This window comes from Buttiauxella sp. AC142 (assembly GCF_979253435.1).
In genome coordinates this window covers 4,348,300-4,368,056 of the sequence record NZ_CEEDCH010000001.1, presented here as the reverse complement: position 1 = coordinate 4,368,056, position 19,757 = coordinate 4,348,300, and the positions used below count along the sequence as shown (strand labels likewise).

17 protein-coding genes are annotated in these 19,757 nt (G+C 50.8%); 12 read left to right on the top strand and 5 right to left on the bottom strand.

From position 1 onward, the window contains the following. Position 1 precedes the first annotated feature (1 nt). Together AC0IWZ_RS20375 and ugpQ are read left to right on the top strand one after the other, a co-directional pair. Positions 2-1,072, top strand: coding sequence for a sn-glycerol-3-phosphate import ATP-binding protein UgpC (locus tag AC0IWZ_RS20375; protein WP_471678597.1), 1,071 nt, complete (start codon positions 2-4; stop codon positions 1,070-1,072). Beyond that, positions 1,069-1,809, top strand: a complete 741-nt coding sequence (ugpQ, locus tag AC0IWZ_RS20370) for a glycerophosphodiester phosphodiesterase (protein WP_471678598.1) — start codon at positions 1,069-1,071, stop codon at positions 1,807-1,809. The genes AC0IWZ_RS20375 and ugpQ overlap by 4 nt, the downstream gene beginning before the upstream one ends. 91 nt (positions 1,810-1,900) lie before the next feature. Here the strand turns inward: ugpQ and AC0IWZ_RS20365 are convergent, their stop codons facing one another. Beyond that, positions 1,901-2,353: a DUF2756 family protein gene (locus AC0IWZ_RS20365; RefSeq protein ID WP_471678599.1), complete on the bottom strand. Its 453-nt coding sequence runs from the start codon at positions 2,351-2,353 to the stop codon at positions 1,901-1,903. 123 nt (positions 2,354-2,476) lie between these two features. Here AC0IWZ_RS20365 and ggt point away from each other — a divergent pair, with 123 nt between their 5' ends. After that, positions 2,477-4,243 carry a gamma-glutamyltransferase gene (gene ggt, locus AC0IWZ_RS20360; protein ID WP_471678600.1) on the top strand — a complete coding sequence of 589 codons (1,767 nt, stop codon included), beginning with the start codon at positions 2,477-2,479 and terminating at the stop codon, positions 4,241-4,243. An 89-nt stretch (positions 4,244-4,332) separates the two neighbouring features. On the opposite strand, the gene AC0IWZ_RS20355 is transcribed toward ggt, so the two are convergent. Then, positions 4,333-4,830 (bottom strand): GNAT family N-acetyltransferase, encoded by a 498-nt coding sequence (locus AC0IWZ_RS20355; protein ID WP_034499507.1) that lies wholly within the window; start codon positions 4,828-4,830, stop codon positions 4,333-4,335. 416 nt (positions 4,831-5,246) lie between these two features. On the opposite strand from AC0IWZ_RS20355, the gene AC0IWZ_RS20350 reads away from it, so the two are divergent. From AC0IWZ_RS20350 to gntU, 5 genes are all read left to right on the top strand, one after another. Further along, the gene (locus AC0IWZ_RS20350; RefSeq protein WP_471678601.1) at positions 5,247-6,284 is read left to right on the top strand and encodes an oxidoreductase; all 1,038 of its coding nucleotides are present in this window, start codon (positions 5,247-5,249) and stop codon (positions 6,282-6,284) included. A gap of 124 nt (positions 6,285-6,408) precedes the next feature. Beyond that, positions 6,409-7,104, top strand: a complete 696-nt coding sequence (locus AC0IWZ_RS20345) for a pirin family protein (RefSeq protein ID WP_034499502.1) — start codon at positions 6,409-6,411, stop codon at positions 7,102-7,104. A 105-nt stretch (positions 7,105-7,209) separates the two neighbouring features. Further along, positions 7,210-8,205, top strand: coding sequence for a gluconate operon transcriptional repressor GntR (gene gntR, locus AC0IWZ_RS20340; protein WP_034499500.1), 996 nt, complete (start codon positions 7,210-7,212; stop codon positions 8,203-8,205). Between the two features lie 149 nt (positions 8,206-8,354). Continuing rightward, entirely contained in the window at positions 8,355-8,888 is a 534-nt protein-coding gene (gene gntK / locus AC0IWZ_RS20335; RefSeq protein ID WP_471678602.1) for a gluconokinase, read from the top strand. Further along, a complete protein-coding gene (gntU, locus tag AC0IWZ_RS20330) occupies positions 8,885-10,225 on the top strand; it encodes a gluconate transporter (protein ID WP_034499497.1) in 1,341 nt (446 codons plus the stop codon). Before gntK ends, gntU begins: the two co-directional genes overlap by 4 nt. A gap of 52 nt (positions 10,226-10,277) precedes the next feature. On the opposite strand, the gene xylB is transcribed toward gntU, so the two are convergent. Beyond that, positions 10,278-11,732, bottom strand: a complete 1,455-nt coding sequence (gene xylB / locus AC0IWZ_RS20325; protein ID WP_471678603.1) for a xylulokinase — start codon at positions 11,730-11,732, stop codon at positions 10,278-10,280. A gap of 96 nt (positions 11,733-11,828) precedes the next feature. Continuing rightward, a complete protein-coding gene (gene xylA / locus AC0IWZ_RS20320) occupies positions 11,829-13,151 on the bottom strand; it encodes a xylose isomerase (RefSeq protein WP_034499493.1) in 1,323 nt (440 codons plus the stop codon). Between the two features lie 382 nt (positions 13,152-13,533). Between xylA and xylF the strand changes: the two genes are divergently transcribed. From xylF to xylR, 4 genes are all read left to right on the top strand, one after another. After that, positions 13,534-14,526, top strand: coding sequence for a D-xylose ABC transporter substrate-binding protein (xylF, locus tag AC0IWZ_RS20315; RefSeq protein WP_034499627.1), 993 nt, complete (start codon positions 13,534-13,536; stop codon positions 14,524-14,526). A gap of 55 nt (positions 14,527-14,581) precedes the next feature. After that, positions 14,582-16,123, top strand: coding sequence for a xylose ABC transporter ATP-binding protein (locus AC0IWZ_RS20310; protein WP_471678604.1), 1,542 nt, complete (start codon positions 14,582-14,584; stop codon positions 16,121-16,123). Further along, positions 16,101-17,282 carry a xylose ABC transporter permease XylH gene (xylH, locus tag AC0IWZ_RS20305; RefSeq protein WP_471678605.1) on the top strand — a complete coding sequence of 394 codons (1,182 nt, stop codon included), beginning with the start codon at positions 16,101-16,103 and terminating at the stop codon, positions 17,280-17,282. The genes AC0IWZ_RS20310 and xylH overlap by 23 nt, the downstream gene beginning before the upstream one ends. Positions 17,283-17,375: 93 nt before the next feature. After that, the gene (xylR, locus tag AC0IWZ_RS20300) at positions 17,376-18,554 is read left to right on the top strand and encodes a D-xylose utilization transcriptional activator XylR (protein ID WP_034499487.1); all 1,179 of its coding nucleotides are present in this window, start codon (positions 17,376-17,378) and stop codon (positions 18,552-18,554) included. Positions 18,555-18,634: 80 nt separating this feature from the next. Here the strand turns inward: xylR and AC0IWZ_RS20295 are convergent, their stop codons facing one another. Then, on the bottom strand, positions 18,635-19,468 hold the full coding sequence (locus AC0IWZ_RS20295) for a protein bax (RefSeq protein WP_034499485.1): 834 nt from the start codon (positions 19,466-19,468) through the stop codon (positions 18,635-18,637). Between the last annotated feature and the right edge of the window lie 289 nt (positions 19,469-19,757).

Sequence of the window (19,757 nt, the reverse complement as noted above, 5' to 3'; positions counted from 1 at the left end):
CATGGCAGGTTTAAAATTACAGGCAGTCAGCAAAAGCTGGGACAACAAAACCCAGGTGATTCAACCGTTAACGCTCGATGTGGCGGATGGCGAATTTATCGTGATGGTCGGGCCGTCGGGTTGCGGAAAATCGACGTTATTACGAATGGTTGCCGGGCTTGAGCGCGTCACCAGCGGCGATATCTGGATTGATCGCCAGCGCGTCACTGAAATGGAACCGAAAGAGCGCGGTATTGCGATGGTGTTCCAGAATTACGCGCTTTATCCGCATATGAGCGTGGAAGAAAACATGGCGTGGGGGCTGAAAATCCGTGGCATGGGTAAAGCGCATATTCAGCAGAAAGTGGCAGAGGCAGCACGTATTCTGGAACTCGATGGTTTGCTAAAACGCCGTCCGCGTGAGCTTTCTGGCGGGCAGCGTCAACGTGTGGCGATGGGGCGTGCGATTGTGCGCGATCCAGCGGTATTCCTGTTTGATGAACCGTTATCAAACCTCGACGCTAAACTGCGCGTGCAAATGCGCCTCGAATTACAGCAACTGCATCGCCGCCTGAAAACCACCAGTCTGTACGTCACCCACGATCAGGTCGAAGCGATGACGCTGGCGCAGCGCGTGATGGTGATGAATAAAGGCGTTGCAGAGCAAATCGGCACACCAGTCGAAGTCTACGAGCGCCCGGCAACCCGCTTTGTGGCGAGTTTTATTGGCTCGCCCGCCATGAACTTGCTGGAAGGGAATATCAGTGCTGACGGGACGCGTTTTGAACTGGCAGGTGGCATGGAGTTACCGCTGGGAAATGCGGCAAATCTGCAACGAGGCCGGGCTGTTACCCTGGGTATCCGCCCGGAACATATTGCGCTAAGCTCACAAACCGCAGGCGGAATCCCCTTTATGGTCGACACGCTGGAGATGCTCGGCGCAGATAATCTGGTGCATGGGCGTTGGGGCGAGCAAAAAATGGTGGTGCGCCTTGGGCATCAGGAACGCCCGCAACCCGGCAGTACGTTATGGCTGCATCTGCCTGAAAATCATCTGCATTTCTTTGATAAAGAAAATGGACAACGTTTATGAGTAACTGGCCATACCCAAAAGTCGCGGCCCATCGTGGCGGCGGAAAACTGGCACCGGAAAACACGCTGGCAGCCATTGATGTTGGTGCGCGCTACGGCCACACCATGATTGAGTTTGACGCGAAGCTGTCAAAAGATGGGCAAATCTTCCTGCTGCATGATGACACGCTGGAGCGCACCAGTAATGGCTGGGGAGTGGCGGGCGATTTGCCGTGGGATAAGCTGCTCAACGTTGACGCCGGAAGCTGGTTTAGCAATGAATTCAAAGGCGAGCCATTGCCGCTGCTTTCGCAGGTTGCAGAGCGCTGTAAACAACATGGCATGATGGTCAATATCGAAATCAAGCCGACAACGGGTACTGATTCCGATACCGGGAAACTCATTGCGCTGGCCGCCCGTGAATTATGGCAGGGGCAAACCGCGCCATTGCTGTCGTCTTTTTCCATCGACGCGCTGGAAGCGGCACAACATGCGGTTCCAGAGTTACCTCGGGGTTTGTTGCTGGATGAATGGCGTGATGAGTGGCGCGAGCTGACCACTAGCCTGGGCTGCGTATCACTTCATTTGAACCATAAATTGCTGGATGAAACGCGTGTGCGGGAACTCAAAGCGGCGGGTTTATTTATTCTGGTTTATACCGTGAATAATCCCCAACGAGCAGCCACGCTGCTGCGCTGGGGAGTCGATACTATTTGCACTGACCGCATCGACCAAATTGGTGCGGACTTTACGGGCTAATACCTCACCAATGTCGGATGACGCAAGCTTATCCGACCTACGGTTGCGGTGTTGTAGGGTGGATAAGCGATAGCGTCATCCACCGTTTTCATTACGGCCCAATAGTTTTCAGCGGAATGCTCGGCTGTAACGTCGAGCTACCATGAGAATTCAGCATGCTGCCATTGGTTCTCGGTTGTAGCATGTGATCCTGCCCGCTGACGTTCGAACCACTGCCACTCAGCATCCCTCCATTCGTATTCGGCAACACCTGTTGCGTCCCGACATCCAGTTCGTTTGGCAGTGTTTTCTTCACCTTAAATATATCCTGCTGCGAATTATTGTTTATCTGCGATTCCAGATGCTGTTGCTGTACGCGTGTCTGTGTTTGTAACTGCTGATTCAACATTCCTTTTTGCTGTATCTGCTGCGTCTGCATTTGCTGCTGCATCCGTTGCTGGCTGGGAATCTGGTAACCCGGTTGATTGGGATTATTCAGGGTATTAATCGGCTGTGCCAAACAGGTCAACGGCAGCAAAGCTGCCACAAGTAATATTTTTTTCATCGTCACTTCCTCCATTTGGGGGATCTACTAAGTTTAATCGTTTTCCGTAGTTACGAAGATTATTTAGGAGTTTTAGACCAGGCTTATTGGGCGATTGACTGGACAAACATGGAGAAAACAACGATGAAGCAGTGGAAAACTTTTCGTTCAGAAGTAATGCGTTGGATGACCATTCCTGCGCTCATGATAGGACTTTGCCTTTCTGTTAATGCCGCGCCCCCTCCGGCGGCACCCCCGGTATCCTATGGTGTTGAAGCTGACGTACACCATGCGGTGCGTGCTGAAAATGGCATGGTGGCTTCACAAGATTCCCTTGCCACACAAGTGGGCGTCGATATTCTGAAACAAGGCGGAAATGCCGTAGATGCTGCAGTTGCAGTCGGTTTTGCGCTGGCGGTAACACACCCACAGGCCGGGAATATTGGCGGCGGCGGCTTTATGATGCTGCGCACCAAAGACGGTAAAACCACCGCCATTGATTTCCGTGAAATGGCGCCAGAAAAAGCCACGCGCGATATGTTCCTTGACGCGCAAGGCAACGCTGACAGCAAAAAATCCCTCACTTCTCATCTTGCTTCCGGCACACCTGGCACCGTGGCGGGCTTCTCAATGGCGCTGGAAAAATACGGCACTCTGCCGCTCAACAAAGTGATTCAGCCTGCGATTAAACTGGCGCAGGACGGATTTACGGTGAACGATGCACTGGCTGAAGATTTAAAAGTGTATGGCGCGGAAGTGATCCCGAATCACCCAAACAGCAAAGCTATTTTCTGGAAAGCGGATGGTGAACCGCTGCAAAAGGGCGACAAGCTGGTGCAGACGAATCTCGCCAAAAGCCTGGAAATGATTGCTGAAAATGGCCCGGATGCTTTCTATAAAGGGGCTATTGCTGACCAGATTGCGGACGAAATGGCAAAAAATGGTGGGCTGATCAGCAAAGCGGATCTGGCGAATTACAAGGCGGTAGAACGTGCGCCAATTAGCGGCGAATACCGTGGCTATGAGATTTTCTCTATGCCACCGCCGTCTTCCGGTGGCGTTCACATCGTGCAAATCCTTAATATTCTGGAAAACTTCGACCTCGCCAAATACGGTTTTGGTAGCGCCGATGCGATGCAACTCACCGCAGAGGCTGAAAAATATGCTTATGCCGATCGCTCGGAATATCTTGGCGATCCGGATTTTGTGAAAGTACCGTGGCAGGCGCTGACCAACAAAGCCTATGCGAAATCATTGGCAGAACAGATAGATATCAACAAGGCGCGACCGTCGAGCGAAATCAAACCGGGCAAACTTGCCCCGTATGAAAGCAACCAGACCACGCACTTCTCGGTGGTGGATAAAGACGGCAACGCTGTAGCAGTAACTTACACCCTTAATACCGTGTTCGGCACAGGTATTGTGGCGGGGAATACCGGCATTCTGATGAATAACCAAATGGATGATTTCTCGGCCAAACCGGGTGTTCCGAACGTCTACGGGCTGGTGGGTGGCGATGCCAACGCGGTAGGGCCGCACAAACGTCCATTGTCGTCGATGTCGCCAACTATCGTGGTCAAAGATGGGAAAACCTGGTTGGTGACGGGTAGTCCAGGCGGCAGCCGAATCATCACCACTGTGCTGCAAATGGTGATGAATACCATTGATTATGGGATGAACGTCGCCGAAGCGACCAACGCGCCGCGTTTCCATCATCAGTGGTTGCCAGATGAGTTACGTGTCGAAAAAGGATTTAGCCCGGACACCATCAAACTGCTGAAAGATAAAGGGCAGAATGTGCAGGTGAAAGAGGCGATGGGCAGTACGCAAAGCATTATGGTTGCGCCGGATGGCACGCTGTATGGTGCATCTGACCCGCGTTCCGTGGATGATTTGACGGCGGGTTATTAAGTTGCCCCTCACCCCGGCCCTCTCCCAAAGGAGAGGGAGAAAGCCGTAGAGTCCCCTCTCCTGAGGGAGAGGGTTAGGGTGAGGGCGATTTACTCCGGCTTAAACCGCGCCATAAAATGCGCATCCACATACTGCCCGTCACGCAGTGCGTAGTTCTTGCCTGTACCTTCAATCTCAAAACCGAATTTACGATAGACCGCCAGGGCTGGTGCGTTATCAACAAACACCGTCAACTCGATACGCTCGACGCGCAGCCAGTTATCACACAGGTCGGTCATGGCTGCCATCAACGCGCTGGCGACGCCTCTGCCATGAAAATTACTGTCCACACCTATGCCAAAGGATGCGACGTGGCTGCGGCGCGGTGATGGTTCTACCGCAAACGTCAGTTGGCCAACAACTTTTCGATCAATACATGCGACCAGATTACGGCTGCCTGGTTTTGGTTCCTTCAACCGTTCTAGCCACTGCCCTTGCGGAGAATAAGGAATATGTAGCGTGTCGCGTTGCGGCGTCTGTTGAGAGTAAAGTTGATGCAGAGCTTCCGCATCGCCGATTTCAGCATGACGTATCACTATTTCGCTCATTCCTTTTCTCCTCAATTGGTTAGGTAACCCCTTCAACATTATTGACTTTTTAATTTTCGTCAACTGCCAATTATTTCTAAAAAATAGTAGACAAGTGCGAATGATAATGATTATTATTGCCATGCGTTCAGGGGAGACCCTTACGGAGACAACCTGAAAGCACGACATTGCTCACATTGCTTCCAGTATTACTTAGCCAGCCTTGCGCTGGCTTTTTTTTGCCCTTTTTTCAGCCTGGCTTACTTGCCATTTTGTCCGCGGGCTGTGAACAAACTAAAATGTTTTGGTTTATGTAGGGCGGAAAAGCGCAGCGTCCTCCGCCAAAAGCAAACAACTCCATAGCCGCAAAATCACGGTGCCATCCGCCTCCGTCTCAAGTATGGTAATTGCAATTCAAAGTCAAAAAGGACGAAGCAATGACCCTACACTGCGCTTTTATAGGTTTTGGCAAAAGCACCACCCGCTACCACCTTCCTTACGTTCTGGTTCGCAAAGATAAATTTCACGTTGCCCATATCTTCCGCCGCAATGAAAAGCCTGATATCGAGCAGCAGCCAGAATATAGCCACATTCATTTCACCAGCGATTTAGACGAAGTGCTGAACGACCCGCAGGTGAAACTGGTGGTGGTGTGTACCCATGCAGACAGCCACTTCGATTACGCGAAACGCGCGCTGGAAGCAGGCAAAAATGTGCTGGTGGAAAAGCCGTTTACCCCAACACTGGCTGAAGCGAAAGAATTGTTCGAGCTGGCGAAAGCCAAAGGACTGACCGTCACGCCGTATCAAAACCGCCGTTTTGACTCCTGCTTCCTGACCATGAAAAAAGCCATCGAAAGCGGCAAACTTGGCGATATTGTTGAAATAGAAAGCCACTTTGATATGTATCGCCCGGTTGCCGAAACCAAACCAGGTCTACCGGCTGACGGTGCGTTTTACGGTCTTGGCGTGCATACGATGGACCAAATTATTTCGCTGTTTGGCCGCCCGGATCATGTCGCCTACGACATTCGTAGCGTGCGCAATAAAGCCAATCCGGACGATACCTTTGAAGCGCAGCTTTTCTATGGCGATATGAAAGCCATCGTCAAAACCAGCCATCTGGTGAAAATCGACTACCCGAAATTCCAGGTTCATGGCACCAAAGGCTCATTTATTAAATACGGAATCGACCAGCAAGAAACCAGCCTCAAGGCGTACATCATGCCGGGTGAACCGGGCTTTGCGGCTGATAGCAGCGTGGGCGTGCTTGAGTACGTGAACGATGCGGGTGAAACCGTGCGCGAAGAGCTGAAACCGGAAATGGGCGACTACGGGCGCGTATACGATGCGCTTTATGAAACCATTCTTAACGGCAAATCCAATTACGTCAGAGAAATTGAAGCACTGACCAACCTTGAGATCCTCGAACGCGGTTTCGAGCAGGCTTCGCCTTCAACAATCACTCTCGCCTGACCTGAAAATTGACGCCGTAAACTCGTTCACTTTTTTTGAACAGAGGCGTCAATTTTCACCCTCTATGATCATTTCCGATTCGAGTCCACACTTAGTCCATCAAACGAATTGCGGAGAAATGAAGATGATCTTTTTAAGAAAAGCTGAAGAACGTGGTCACGCGAATCATGGTTGGTTGGATAGCTGGCACACCTTCTCATTCGCTAACTATTACGATGCCAATTTCATGGGTTTCTCGGCATTACGTGTGATTAACGAAGACGTGGTGGAAGCCGGTGAAGGTTTTGGTACCCATCCGCACAAAGACATGGAAATCCTGACTTACGTGCTCGAAGGTGCCGTGGCACACCGCGATAGCATGGGCAACGAAGAGAAAGTCCCTGCGGGTGAATTCCAGATTATGAGTGCCGGGACCGGGATTACTCACTCCGAGTACAACCCAAATGACACCGAGCGCCTACGTTTGTACCAAATCTGGATTATTCCAGACAAAACAGGCATCACGCCGCGTTACGATCAGCGTCGTTTTGATGCGCCACAGGGCCGCCAGCTGGTGTTGTCGCCAGATGCGCGTGATGGTTCTCTGAAAGTGAACCAGGATATGGAGCTGTCGCGTTGGGCGTTAGCGAAAGACGAACAATCTGTCTATCAGATCCCGGCAGATCGCCGCATTTGGGTGCAGGTTGTGAAAGGTGATGTCTCTATCAACGGTACTCAGGCTAAAACCAGCGATGCGGTTGCCGTATGGGATGAACAAGCGATTTCGATTCACGCCAATAGTGAAAGTGAGATTCTTTTGTTCGATTTACCTCCAGTCTAATAAATACCGATAGTTACCGGTCACAACCTTCCTCGAAACCGGGGGAAGGTTGTGCTTTGTCCGTGCTAAACTTCGCTGTCGATAGTTAACCCGCACAGCAAGATAATGAAAAAGAAAAGACCGGTATTACAGGACGTTGCAGATCGCGTCGGCATAACAAAAATGACGGTCAGCCGCTTTTTGCGTAACCCTGACCAGGTTTCCGCTGCGTTACAGGTAAAAATTGCCGCCGCCCTTGATGAACTTGGCTACATTCCTAACCGCGCCCCTGACATTCTTTCCAACTCAACCAGTCGCGCCATTGGCGTCTTACTGCCTTCGCTGACCAACCAGGTATTTGCCGAAGTGTTGCGTGGCATTGAAAACGTCATTGATGCTTACGGCTACCAGACCATGCTCGCCCACTACGGCTATAAGCCGGAGCTGGAAGAAGAGCGTCTGGAATCAATGCTTTCCTGGAATATCGACGGACTTATCCTCACCGAACGCACCCATACCCCACGCACTTTAAAAATGATTGAAGTGGCGGGGATCCCCGTTGTGGAATTGATGGACAGCATTTCTCCGTGCCTCGATATCGCCGTCGGGTTTGATAACTTCGAAGCTGCACGCCAGATGACTGCGGCGATTATTGCTCGCGGCCACCGCCACGTCGCGTATCTCGGTGCTCGTCTTGATGAACGTACCGTGATTAAGAAAAAGGGCTACGAACAAGCGATGCTTGATGCAGGCCTCGTGCCTTACAGCGTGATGGTTGAACAATCTTCTTCGTACTCAACAGGTATTGAACTCTTCCGTCAGGCGCGTCGTGAATATCCTCAGCTCGACAGTATCTTCTGCACCAACGATGACTTAGCGATCGGTGCGGCGTTTGAATGCCAGCGCCAGGGTTTGAGCATCCCGAAAGATATGGCGATTGCCGGTTTCCACGGTCACGATATCGGCCAGGTGATGGAGCCGCGTCTTGCTAGCGTACTGACGCCGCGTGAACGAATGGGCCGCATTGGTGCCGAGCGTTTGCTGGCGAGAATTCGCGGTGAAGAGGTCACTCCGCAAATGCTCGATCTAGGCTTTACGCTTTCTCCTGGCGGTTCAATTTAACCGTCCCAAAATATGATTTAGCTCACAGTTATACACTTTGCAAGCTAATGGTTATTGCTTATTGCGCAGGCAGCTTAGACAATGTTACCGATAACAGTTACCCGTAACAATTTACTATAACAAATTGTTGCGCTAGTCGGAGCTACGCTATGAGCACTACCAACCACGAAAACCACATCTACGTCCTGATGGGCGTCTCTGGCAGCGGTAAATCTGCTGTTGCAAGTGAAGTTGCTCATCAACTCAAAGCCGCGTTCCTCGACGGCGATTTCCTTCATCCGCGCTGCAATATCATGAAAATGGCATCGGGCGAGCCGCTGAACGATGAAGATCGTAAGCCGTGGCTGCAAGCGTTGAACGATGCAGCTTTCGCGATGCAACGCACCAACAAAGTTTCCCTGATTGTTTGCTCTGCGCTGAAAAAAGTTTATCGCGACCAATTACGCGAAGGTAATCCGAACCTCTCCTTCATCTACATGAAAGGGGATTTCGAGGTGATTGAAAACCGACTGAAAGCCCGTAAAGGTCACTTCTTCAAAACGCAGATGCTGGTCACTCAGTTTGAAACGCTGGAGGAACCTCAATCTGACGAACCTGATGTGCTGGTGGTGGATATCGACCAAACGCTTGAAGGCGTAGTCGCCAGCACGATTGATGTGATTAATAAAGGCAGTGCGCAGTGAGTACATTAACTCTTGTTTTAACAGCAGTGGGTTCAGTATTACTGTTGCTGTTTTTAGTGATGAAGGCGCGTATGCACGCCTTCGTTGCTTTGATGGTTGTTTCAATTGGTGCAGGGATCTTTTCCGGAATGCCGCTCGATAAAATCGCGGCAACCATGGAAAAAGGAATGGGCGGGACACTCGGATTCCTCGCCATCGTCGTCGCGCTTGGCGCGATGTTCGGTAAGATTCTTCATGAAACGGGCGCGGTAGACCAAATCGCCGTCAAAATGCTGAAGTCTTTCGGCCACAGTCGCGCACATTACGCGATTGGCCTGGCTGGCTTGATTTGCGCCCTGCCATTGTTCTTCGAAGTGGCGATCGTTTTACTGATTAGCGTGGCGTTTTCTATGGCCCGCCACACCGGAACTAACCTCGTTAAGCTGGTTATCCCTCTGTTTGCGGGCGTCGCCGCTGCCGCAGCGTTTCTGCTGCCTGGGCCTGCGCCTATGTTACTTGCCTCCCAGATGCATGCCGACTTTGGCTGGATGATTCTGCTCGGCTTATGCGCTGCAATTCCGAGCATGATTATCGCCGGGCCGCTGTTTGGTAACTTCATCAGCAAATATGTCGAGCTGCATATTCCTGACGATATCTCCGAACCGCATCTGGGCGAAGGTAAACTGCCATCTTTCGGCTTCAGCCTGTCGCTGATCCTGTTGCCGCTGGTGCTGGTGGGCATGAAAACCATCGCTGCACGTTTCGTTGAACAGGGTTCCACGCTGTACGAATGGCTCGAGTTTGTCGGCCACCCGTTCACCGCGATTCTGGTCGCGTGTCTGGTGGCGATTTACGGCCTTGCGTACCGCCAGGGTATGGCGAAAGAGCGAGTCATGGAAATCTGCGGCCACGCGCTGCAACCTGCAGGCATCATTCTTTTAGTTATCGGCGCGGGCGGTGTGTTCAAGCAAGTGCTGGTGGACTCAGGTGTTGGCCCGGCTTTAGGTGAAGCGTTAACCGGATTAGGTCTTCCGATTGCGTTAACCTGCTTTGTGCTGGCGGCAGCGGTGCGCATTATCCAGGGTTCTGCAACAGTCGCCTGTTTGACCGCAGTGGGTCTGGTGATGCCTGTTATCGAGCAATTGAACTATAGCGGCGCGCAAATGGCAGCCTTGTCGATTTGCATCGCGGGCGGTTCCATTGTGGTGAGCCACGTAAACGACGCCGGTTTCTGGTTGTTCGGTAAGTTTACGGGCGCTACCGAAGGGCAAACCCTGAAAACCTGGACCATGATGGAAACCATCCTCGGCACCACCGGTGCACTGGTCGGGATGATTGCTTTTACGCTGCTCTCCTGAAATGGTGGATGACGCTCTGGAAAACCAGAGCGTCATGTTTCTGAAAATACTCTCAAGACATCAACGGCAACAGCTGCTGATAAATCTGGTTAAACACTTTGCGACGAGATTTGTAACGTTCATGGCGTGACATATCCGGCTTGTGCTGCTGCTCAAGTGGCAACTGAGGAAGCAGGGATTGCAAAGGTTTTTCTGGCGCCATGGCGATTTGTGCCAGTCGTGCAGCACCCAATGCCGGGCCGACATCCCCCCCCGTACGGTAATCCAACGTTTGCCCGCTAATATCCGCCAGCATTTGCCGCCAGTACGGACTCCGCGCCCCGCCGCCAATCAGCGTAACGCTTTGCGGTGTGACGCCACAGGAATGCACCACGTCCATGCCATCCGCCAACGCGTAACCCACGCCTTCAAGTACCGCGCGAGCCAGTTCTGCCGGGCCGTGCTGATGCGTCAGGCCAAAGAAAATACCTTTTGCCTGCGGATTATTGTGCGGTGTGCGTTCGCCTGAAAGGTAAGGCAGGAACCAGACATCGCCCGCTTCTTCATTGGCTTGTTCAGCCGCTGCCAGTAACGCCGGAACGGTATCCAGGCCGGTCAGCTTTGCTGCCCAGTCAAGGCAGGACGCCGCGCTCAACATCACGGACATTAAATGCCAGCGGTTAGGTAATGCGTGGCAAAAACTATGTACGGCGCTTTCCGGCTTGCTGAGGAAACCTTCGCTTACGGCAAAATAAACCCCCGAGGTGCCGAGCGACAACATCGCCTGGCCTGCGTCCATCATGCCGACACCCACTGCGCCTGCTGCGTTATCACCTCCACCGGCTACCACCGGCACCGCAGGCATATTCCACGCCTGCGCCACGTCTGCTTTCAGCTTGCCAGTAATTTCACTGCCTTCGAATAAATCAGGCATTTGCTGGCGGCTGAGTTGGCAGGCGTCGAGCATTTTGTCGCTCCAGTCGCGCTTCGCGACATCCAGCCACATAGTGCCGGCGGCGTCAGACATATCGCTGGCGAACACACCGGTCATGCGCAAACGCAGGTAATCTTTCGGTAACAGGACCTTATCTATTTGCGCGAAAACCTCAGGCTCATGGTGTTGAACCCATAACAGCTTCGGCGCAGTAAAACCTGGCATCATCAGGTTGCCGGTAATCTTGCGAGATTCAGGCACGGCGGCTTCCAGCAGCACACATTCTTCACCGCAGCGGCCATCGTTCCACAAAATCGCTGGGCGTAAAACGGTCTGCTGCTTATCAAGCAGGGTTGCGCCATGCATTTGCCCGGCAATCCCCAGCGCTTTTACGCCCTGAAGAGAATGCTGCTCGCCAAGTGCTTTCATTGCTCTGTCTGTCGCTTGCCACCAGTGCTCTGGATCTTGCTCAGACCACAACGGATGCGGGCGCGACACCGTCAGTGCTTCAGTACGTGTTGCCAGCACCTCGCCTTGCTCATCCAACAAAATCACTTTTACACCCGAGGTGCCGAGATCGATTCCGATGTACATACCGACTCCTTACAAACGCGCCACGTAAAACGTGGCGCGGGAATTCGTAGGGTGGATAAGCGAAGCGTCATCCACCATTTCAGCTACGGCTTAGATTTATTTGTCGAACAAATAATGATTCACCAGGTTTTCCAGCAACTCTTGATGTCCACTTTGGTGCTGCGGCGCCAGGTTATGTTGTTCAGCGTACTGCGCAACTTGCGCCAGAGACATTTGCCCTTTCAGAATTTGCTGGCCGACTTCACCATTCCAGCCGGCATAACGTTTGGCAACACGTTTATCCAGTTCACCCTCTTCAATCATACGTGCGGCAATTTTCAGCGACAGCGCCATGACATCCATGGCACCAATATGACCATAGAACAGATCGTACTTATCGGTGCTCTGGCGACGAACTTTGGCATCAAAGTTCAGGCCGCCTGTAGTGAAGCCGCCCGCTTTCAGAATTTCGTACATCACCAGTGAGTTTTCTTCAACGCTGTTCGGGAACTGGTCGGTATCCCAGCCCAGCTGCGGGTCGCCACGGTTCGCATCAACAGAGCCGAAGATACCCAACGCAATCGCGCTGGCAATTTCATGGTGGAAGGAGTGACCGGCTAGTGTTGCGTGGTTCGCTTCAATGTTCACTTTGATCTCTTTTTCCAGACCAAACTGCTTCAGGAAGCCGTAAACCGTTGCAACATCATAGTCATATTGGTGTTTCGTTGGCTCTTGTGGTTTCGGTTCTATAAGCAGCGTTCCGCGGAAACCAATTTTGTGTTTGTGCTCAACCACCATCTGCATGAAACGGCCAATTTGCTCGCGTTCCTGGCGCAAATCAGTATTGAGGAGAGATTCGTAACCTTCACGCCCACCCCATAAAACATAGTTTTCGCCGCCTAATTTGTGCGTGGCATTCATCGCGGTGGCGACTTGTGTTGCCGCCCATGCGAACACTTCTGGGTCTGGATTGGTGGCGGCACCTGCACCGTAACGTGGATTGGTAAAGCAGTTAGCCGTACCCCACAGCAACTTCACGCCGCTTTCTTGCTGTTTTTGCGCCAGCACGTCGGTCATTTGCGCGAAGTTATTCAGATACTCTTTCAGTGACGCGCCTTCTGGCGATACGTCAACATCGTGGAAGCAGTAATACGGTACGTTTAGTTTGTGGAAGAACTCAAACGCGACATCGGCTTTGCCTTTTGCCAGCGCCAGTGCATCACCTGCCTGCTGCCATGGGCGTTCAAAAGAACCGACACCAAACATATCTGCGCCATTCCAGCAGAAGTTATGCCAGTAACAGGCTGCAAAGCGCAGGTGATCTTCCATGCGTTTTCCCAGAACGATTTCATCTGGGTTGTAATGGCGAAACGCCAGAGGATTAGTGGATTTAGTGCCTTCAAAACGTACACGATCGAGTTGGTCGAAATAGGCTTGCATATTTGACTCCGTAATCTTAATCAGGGGGCGGCAAGTAAGCGATTCTGTAACCATCCTGTATTTTCCTTTGGCGTTGCTCAATTACGTTATTTCACACTGCGATTAAGAGAATGCTCAAATGTGCGCTGTCTCGCAAAAAACGCAGGAATTAATGAAAGAAATATCTCGAGCGTTATTCCAATAAATAACGCAACAAATGTTTTTTCTAATTTAAAAGAAGATCGCCATCATAAATTAACAATTAAACAAAAAAACGTAATAGGAAGATAAAAATCTGTAATTGCCGGATTGCCATTCACAGACAACAATCACAGCCGGTCGACAGATGTTAATAATTTTTAATCCGATTTATTACACCCTACACAGGTATAAAAATATGAAAATGAAGATTAAGAACCTTTTACTAACGTTGTGTGCCTCACTCGTTCTCACCAGTGTCAGCGGCATCGCCAAAGAAGTTAAAATTGGCATGGCGATAGACGATTTACGCCTTGAACGCTGGCAAAAAGATCGCGACATCTTTGTTAAAAAAGCGGAGTCTCTGGGGGCGAAAGTCTTTGTACAATCCGCTAACGGCAACGAAGAAACGCAAATGTCGCAAATCGAAAACATGATTAACCGTGGCGTTGATGTATTGGTTATTATTCCTTACAACGGCCAGGTATTAAGTAATGTCATTGCTGAGGCAAAAAGAGAGGGGATAAAAGTATTAGCATATGATCGCATGATTAATAATGCCGACATTGATTATTATATTTCATTCGATAATGAAAAAGTCGGCGAACTTCAGGCGCAAAGCATTGTTAATAAAGTACCTTCTGGTAATTATTTTTTGATGGGTGGCTCGCCTGTTGATAATAATGCCAAGTTGTTCCGCGCCGGGCAGATGAAAGTATTAAAACCTTATATTGAGAGTGGGAAAATAAAAATCGTCGGCGATCAATGGGCTGATGGTTGGTTGCCAGAAAACGCATTGAAAATTATGGAAAATGCGCTGACGGCAAATAACAATAAAATTGACGCGGTGGTGGCCTCAAACGATGCAACCGCGGGCGGCGCTATTCAGGCGCTGAGTGCGCAAGGCCTGGCGGGCAAAGTCGCCATTTCCGGGCAGGATGCTGATTTAGCCGGTGTGAAGCGCATTATCGCCGGTACGCAAACCATGACGGTATACAAGCCTATCACCCAGCTTGCCAATACTGCGGCCGAAATTGCCGTGGAACTCGGTGAGGGCAAACAACCCGCTTCTGACGCCACGTTGAATAATGGCGTCAAAGATGTCCCTTCACGTCTCCTGACGCCAGTCGAGGTCGATAAAGCCAACATCGACACAACCGTTGTGGCAGACGGTTTCCATAAAAAGAGCGAGCTATAACCCACTGCGCCCGTGCATGGCACGGGCATACCCTTAATCAGGTAAAGGAGGGGCTATGCCTTGTTTACTGGAAATGAAAAATATCACCAAAGCCTTTGGTGTCGTGAAGGCCGTGGATAACGTCAGCTTGTCAGTTGATGCCGGTGAAGTCATGTCACTTTGCGGCGAAAATGGCTCGGGAAAATCGACGCTGATGAAGGTGTTATGCGGGATTTATCCTTACGGTAGTTACGAAGGTGAAATCTGGTTTGCGGGTGAAAAACTCCAGGCGAGTCATATTCGCGATACTGAACGCAAAGGCATTGCAATCATCCATCAGGAACTGGCGCTGGTTAAGCATTTGACAGTGCTTGAGAATATTTTCCTCGGTGCCGAGCTTTCACAATATGGCGTGCTGGATTACGACAGCATGACACTACGCTGCCAAAAACTGCTGGCACAGGTGAGCTTAAATATTTCTCCCGATACCCGTGTTGGCTCGCTGGGGCTTGGGCAACAACAGCTTGTGGAAATAGCTAAAGCGCTGAATAAACAGGTGCGCTTGTTGATTCTCGACGAGCCGACAGCATCGCTTACCGAGCAAGAAACCGCAGTGCTGTTAGAGATCATCCGGGATCTGCAAGCGCATGGTATCGCCTGCATTTATATCTCTCACAAACTCAATGAAGTTAAAGCCATTTCCAACACCGTCTGTGTTATCCGCGACGGGCAGCCCATCGGTACGCGTGATGCCGCGTTAATGCGTGAAGAAGACATTATTACCATGATGGTGGGGCGTGAGCTGACCGCGCTGTACCCCAATGAACCACACCAGACTGGCGAAGAAATTCTGCGTGTCGAACATCTAACGGCCTGGCACCCGGTTAACCGGCATATCAAGCGGGTAAATGATATTTCGTTTTCACTGCACAAGGGCGAAATCCTGGGTATTGCAGGGTTGGTGGGGGCCGGGCGAACCGAAGCGGTGCAGTGCTTATTTGGCGTCTGGCCGGGGAGGTCTGAAGGCCGGATATTTATTGATAACCAGCCGGTCATTATTGATAACTGCCAGCAAGCTATTACTCACGGAATTGCCATGGTGCCGGAAGATCGTAAAAAAGACGGTATCGTGCCGGTGATGGCCGTCGGGCAAAACATCACCCTGGCCGCGCTAAACCAATTCTCAGGTGCGCTCTCGCATTTGGATGATGCCGCCGAACAAAACTGCGTCCTGCAATCTATTGCGCGCCTGAAAGTAAAAACCTCTTCGCCTGAACTGGCGATTGGCCGCCTTAGCGGCGGTAATCAGCAAAAGGCGATTCTGGCGCGTTGCCTGCTGCTCAACCCACGCATCCTGATCCTTGATGAACCTACGCGCGGCATTGATATCGGCGCGAAATATGAAATCTACAAATTAATCAATCAGCTGGTTCAGCAAGGGATTGCGGTCATTGTTATCTCATCGGAATTGCCAGAGGTGCTCGGTCTTAGCGACAGAGTGCTGGTGATGCACGAGGGGCGAATCAAAGCTGACCTGATAAACCACAACCTGACCCAGGAGCAGGTCATGGAAGCCGCACTGAGGAGTGAAAAGCATGTCGAAAAGCAACCAGTCTGAAATGAAACTTACGGCACCCCCAGCTTCGCCTTTTGCCGCTTTACGGGCGCTGAATCTCCAGGTCTTTGTCATGATTGCGGCGATTGTTGTCATCATGCTGTTTTTCACCTGGACCACAGAGGGTGCTTATCTCAGCGCCAGAAACGTATCTAACTTACTGCGGCAAACAGCCATTACCGGGATTCTGGCCGTAGGCATGGTGTTCGTTATTATCTCGGCAGAAATTGATCTTTCCGTCGGCTCTATGATGGGTTTGCTCGGCGGCGTAGCGGCGATCTTTGATGTCTGGCTCGGTTGGCCTTTACCGCTGACGATTGCCGTTACGCTGGTTCTCGGGCTGGTGCTGGGAGCATGGAATGGCTGGTGGGTGGCGTATCGCAAAGTGCCGTCATTTATCGTCACTCTGGCCGGAATGCTGGCGTTTCGCGGTGTGTTGATTGGTATTACTAACGGCACCACCGTTTCGCCAACCAGCGCGGCGATGTCGCAAATCGGCCAAAGCTACCTTCCGGACGGAATTGGTTTTGGTATCGGCACTTTGGGGTTGGTCATTTTTGTGGCCTGGCAATGGCGTATGCGCACTCGCCGCGAGGCGTTAGGACTGGCAACTCCCGCATCTACAGGCGTCGTCGGGCGGCAGGCCATCACGGCGGTGATCGTGTTAGGGGCAATCTGGTTACTCAATGATTATCGTGGCGTGCCAACCCCGGTGTTGATCCTGACGCTATTGCTGCTGGCTGGCATGTTTATGGCGACCCGTACTGCGTTTGGGCGGCGCATTTATGCGATTGGCGGCAATATCGAAGCGGCACGACTTTCTGGTATTAATGTTGAGCGCACAAAACTCGCCGTCTTCGCTATCAATGGATTAATGGTGGCCATTGCCGGTTTGATTCTCAGTTCGCGTCTGGGGGCGGGTTCTCCCTCCGCTGGCAACATTGCTGAGCTTGATGCTATCGCAGCCTGTGTCATCGGCGGCACGAGCCTTGCAGGCGGCGTGGGAAGCGTTGCTGGGGCGGTGATGGGCGCATTTATCATGGCTTCGCTGGATAACGGCATGAGCATGATGGATGTGCCAACGTTCTGGCAGTACATCGTTAAAGGCGCGATTTTATTGCTGGCCGTATGGATGGATTCGGCGACCAAGCGTAGAGCATAAATGTGCAAATGATCACAATGCCGGGGGAAGGTTGCCCGGCATGGTTGCCGTTATGGTATTGCACTTAAGGTTTTGTTATCAGGAAATAAAAGCATGTTTGAGAAACGTCATCGCATTACGTTGTTATTCAATGCCAATAAAGCCTATGACCGCCAGGTGGTGGAAGGGGTAGGCGAATATTTGCAGGCGTCTCAATCCGAGTGGGACATTTTTATTGAAGAAGATTTTCGTGCTCGTATCGATAACATCAAGGAGTGGTTAGGCGACGGCGTCATCGCCGATTTTGACGATACTGAAATCCAGCGTTTGTTAGATGGGGCAGATGTGCCGATTGTCGGCGTTGGCGGCTCCTATCATTTGCCTGAACACTATCCACCCGTGCATTACATAGCCACCGACAACCATGCGCTGGTGGAGAGTGCCTTTTTGCACCTTAAAGAAAAAGGCGTGCAGCGTTTTGCCTTCTATGGCTTACCCAATTCAAGCGGCAAACGCTGGGCGATGGAGCGCGAATATGCATTTAACCAATTGGTCGCGAAAGAAAAATACCGTGGCGTGGTATATCAAGGGATAGAAACCGCTCCGGAAAATTGGCAACACGCCCAAAACCGCCTGGCAGACTGGGTCCAAACGCTGCCGCCGCAAACCGGGATTATCGCCGTCACCGATGCTCGCGCCCGCCATTTACTGCAAGTCTGCGAACATCTGCATATTCCGGTGCCGGAAAAGCTCTGCGTGATTGGCATTGATAACGAAGAGCTGACGCGATACTTGTCGCGCGTCGCTCTTTCGTCAGTCGCGCAGGGGACAAGGCAAATGGGGTATCAGGCGGCTAAATTGCTCCACCGTTTGATGGATAACGAGCCGCTTGCCCTGCAACGCGTGTTGGTGCCGCCGGTGCGCGTGGTTGAACGTCGTTCAACGGATTATCGTTCTTTGCATGACCCGGCCGTCATTCAGGCGATGCACTACATTCGCAACCATGCCTGCAAAGGCATCAAAGTAGAACAGGTATTGGATTCTGTGGGGATTTCGCGGTCGAACCTTGAGAAGCGTTTTAAAGAGGAAGTCGGCGAAACAATTCATGCAATGATTCACGCTGAAAAGCTCGAAAAGGCGCGCAGCTTGCTGGTTTCTACGTCGTTGTCTATTAACGAAATATCGCAAATGTGCGGTTATCCTTCATTGCAATATTTCTATTCAGTCTTCAAGAAAGAGTATGACGCAACGCCGAAGGAACATCGGGAGCGACACAGCGAGATATTGGTTTGAATGCTAATTTTTAATAAAAAAAACGCCTTCTAATTGAAGGCGTGAATTATTACTTATTATTAACAATCTATTTTAATTATTTAGTTCGGTGCCATAAAACGCTGATTGGATTGGTACATCGCAAATAGATAGTTGTTATAACTACTACCGCGTGTGGAATACCCTTTCAGCTTATGAATCATATTGCTGGCAGTCACTTCTTGATCCGCTTTACGCAATTGAGCACGTGATTTACGGAAAGATTTGTAGGCCGGATGCGTATTCAGATTTGTTACGTAGGCGTTAACACCTTCTTTAACCGAATCGTAATGCAAATAGCCTTTTACTTTGCCTGGTTCACTGTTGCAATGGCGTTTGCTGCACTTCATGCCAAACAAATTGTTATTACTACGCGCAAGTTTAGACGTACCCCAGCCACTCTCGGCTGCGGCCATCGTTGCCACCATATTGGTAGGAATGATGTCGACTTTTTCCATCAGCGTATTCCACGGCACACGCTTAGTATTACCATTCCACGCAATTTTATAGCGCTTAGTGATATCTTTCAGGCGTGTACGCTCTGACGGTGACCAGCGTTGCTCATACTGCTTAGAAACCAGCCAGTTACGGTCAGCCGTGATCGCTGCATTTTGACTTGTAATATATGGCATGACCGTCCGGAGAAACGCTTTTTTTCTAGGTGTTCCGGAAGGGTATTTTCGCAAATCAGGGAGCGATGCTATTTCACTATTGCGAGAATACTCTTTTTTACTACTTGCCAGCTTCTTACTGTGTGTCGTCGTGCTTTTCGTCGTTGTTAATTGGGCTTTATGCGATTTTGGCTCATGTTTACTTGCTAATACCCCAGTTGAAAAACTGAAGGTCAGTAACATTAGTATCGCAGCCCCAAATCGTCGGATTGGGGTTGATATCATTAGATCTCCTGGTCGGATCGTTACGTTTCCAGTGCCTTAATTGTCAAAGGTTTTGAATAAAGCAAACGCAGATACTAACAAAAATAGACCTTCAGAGCACCAAAAGAAATAATCCGATTCTGAAACGAAGTCACGTACGATCTTCTTATGACGGCAAAAAGTATTGTGATATGCGATGGTTATCTCATATTTCAGTAAATTGATAACGCCATCACTCACCCTTTTAACTCATCCCCGATTATCCATTTTTGGGAGGAATTCAGTTAATTAAAACAGTGCCACACTGGAT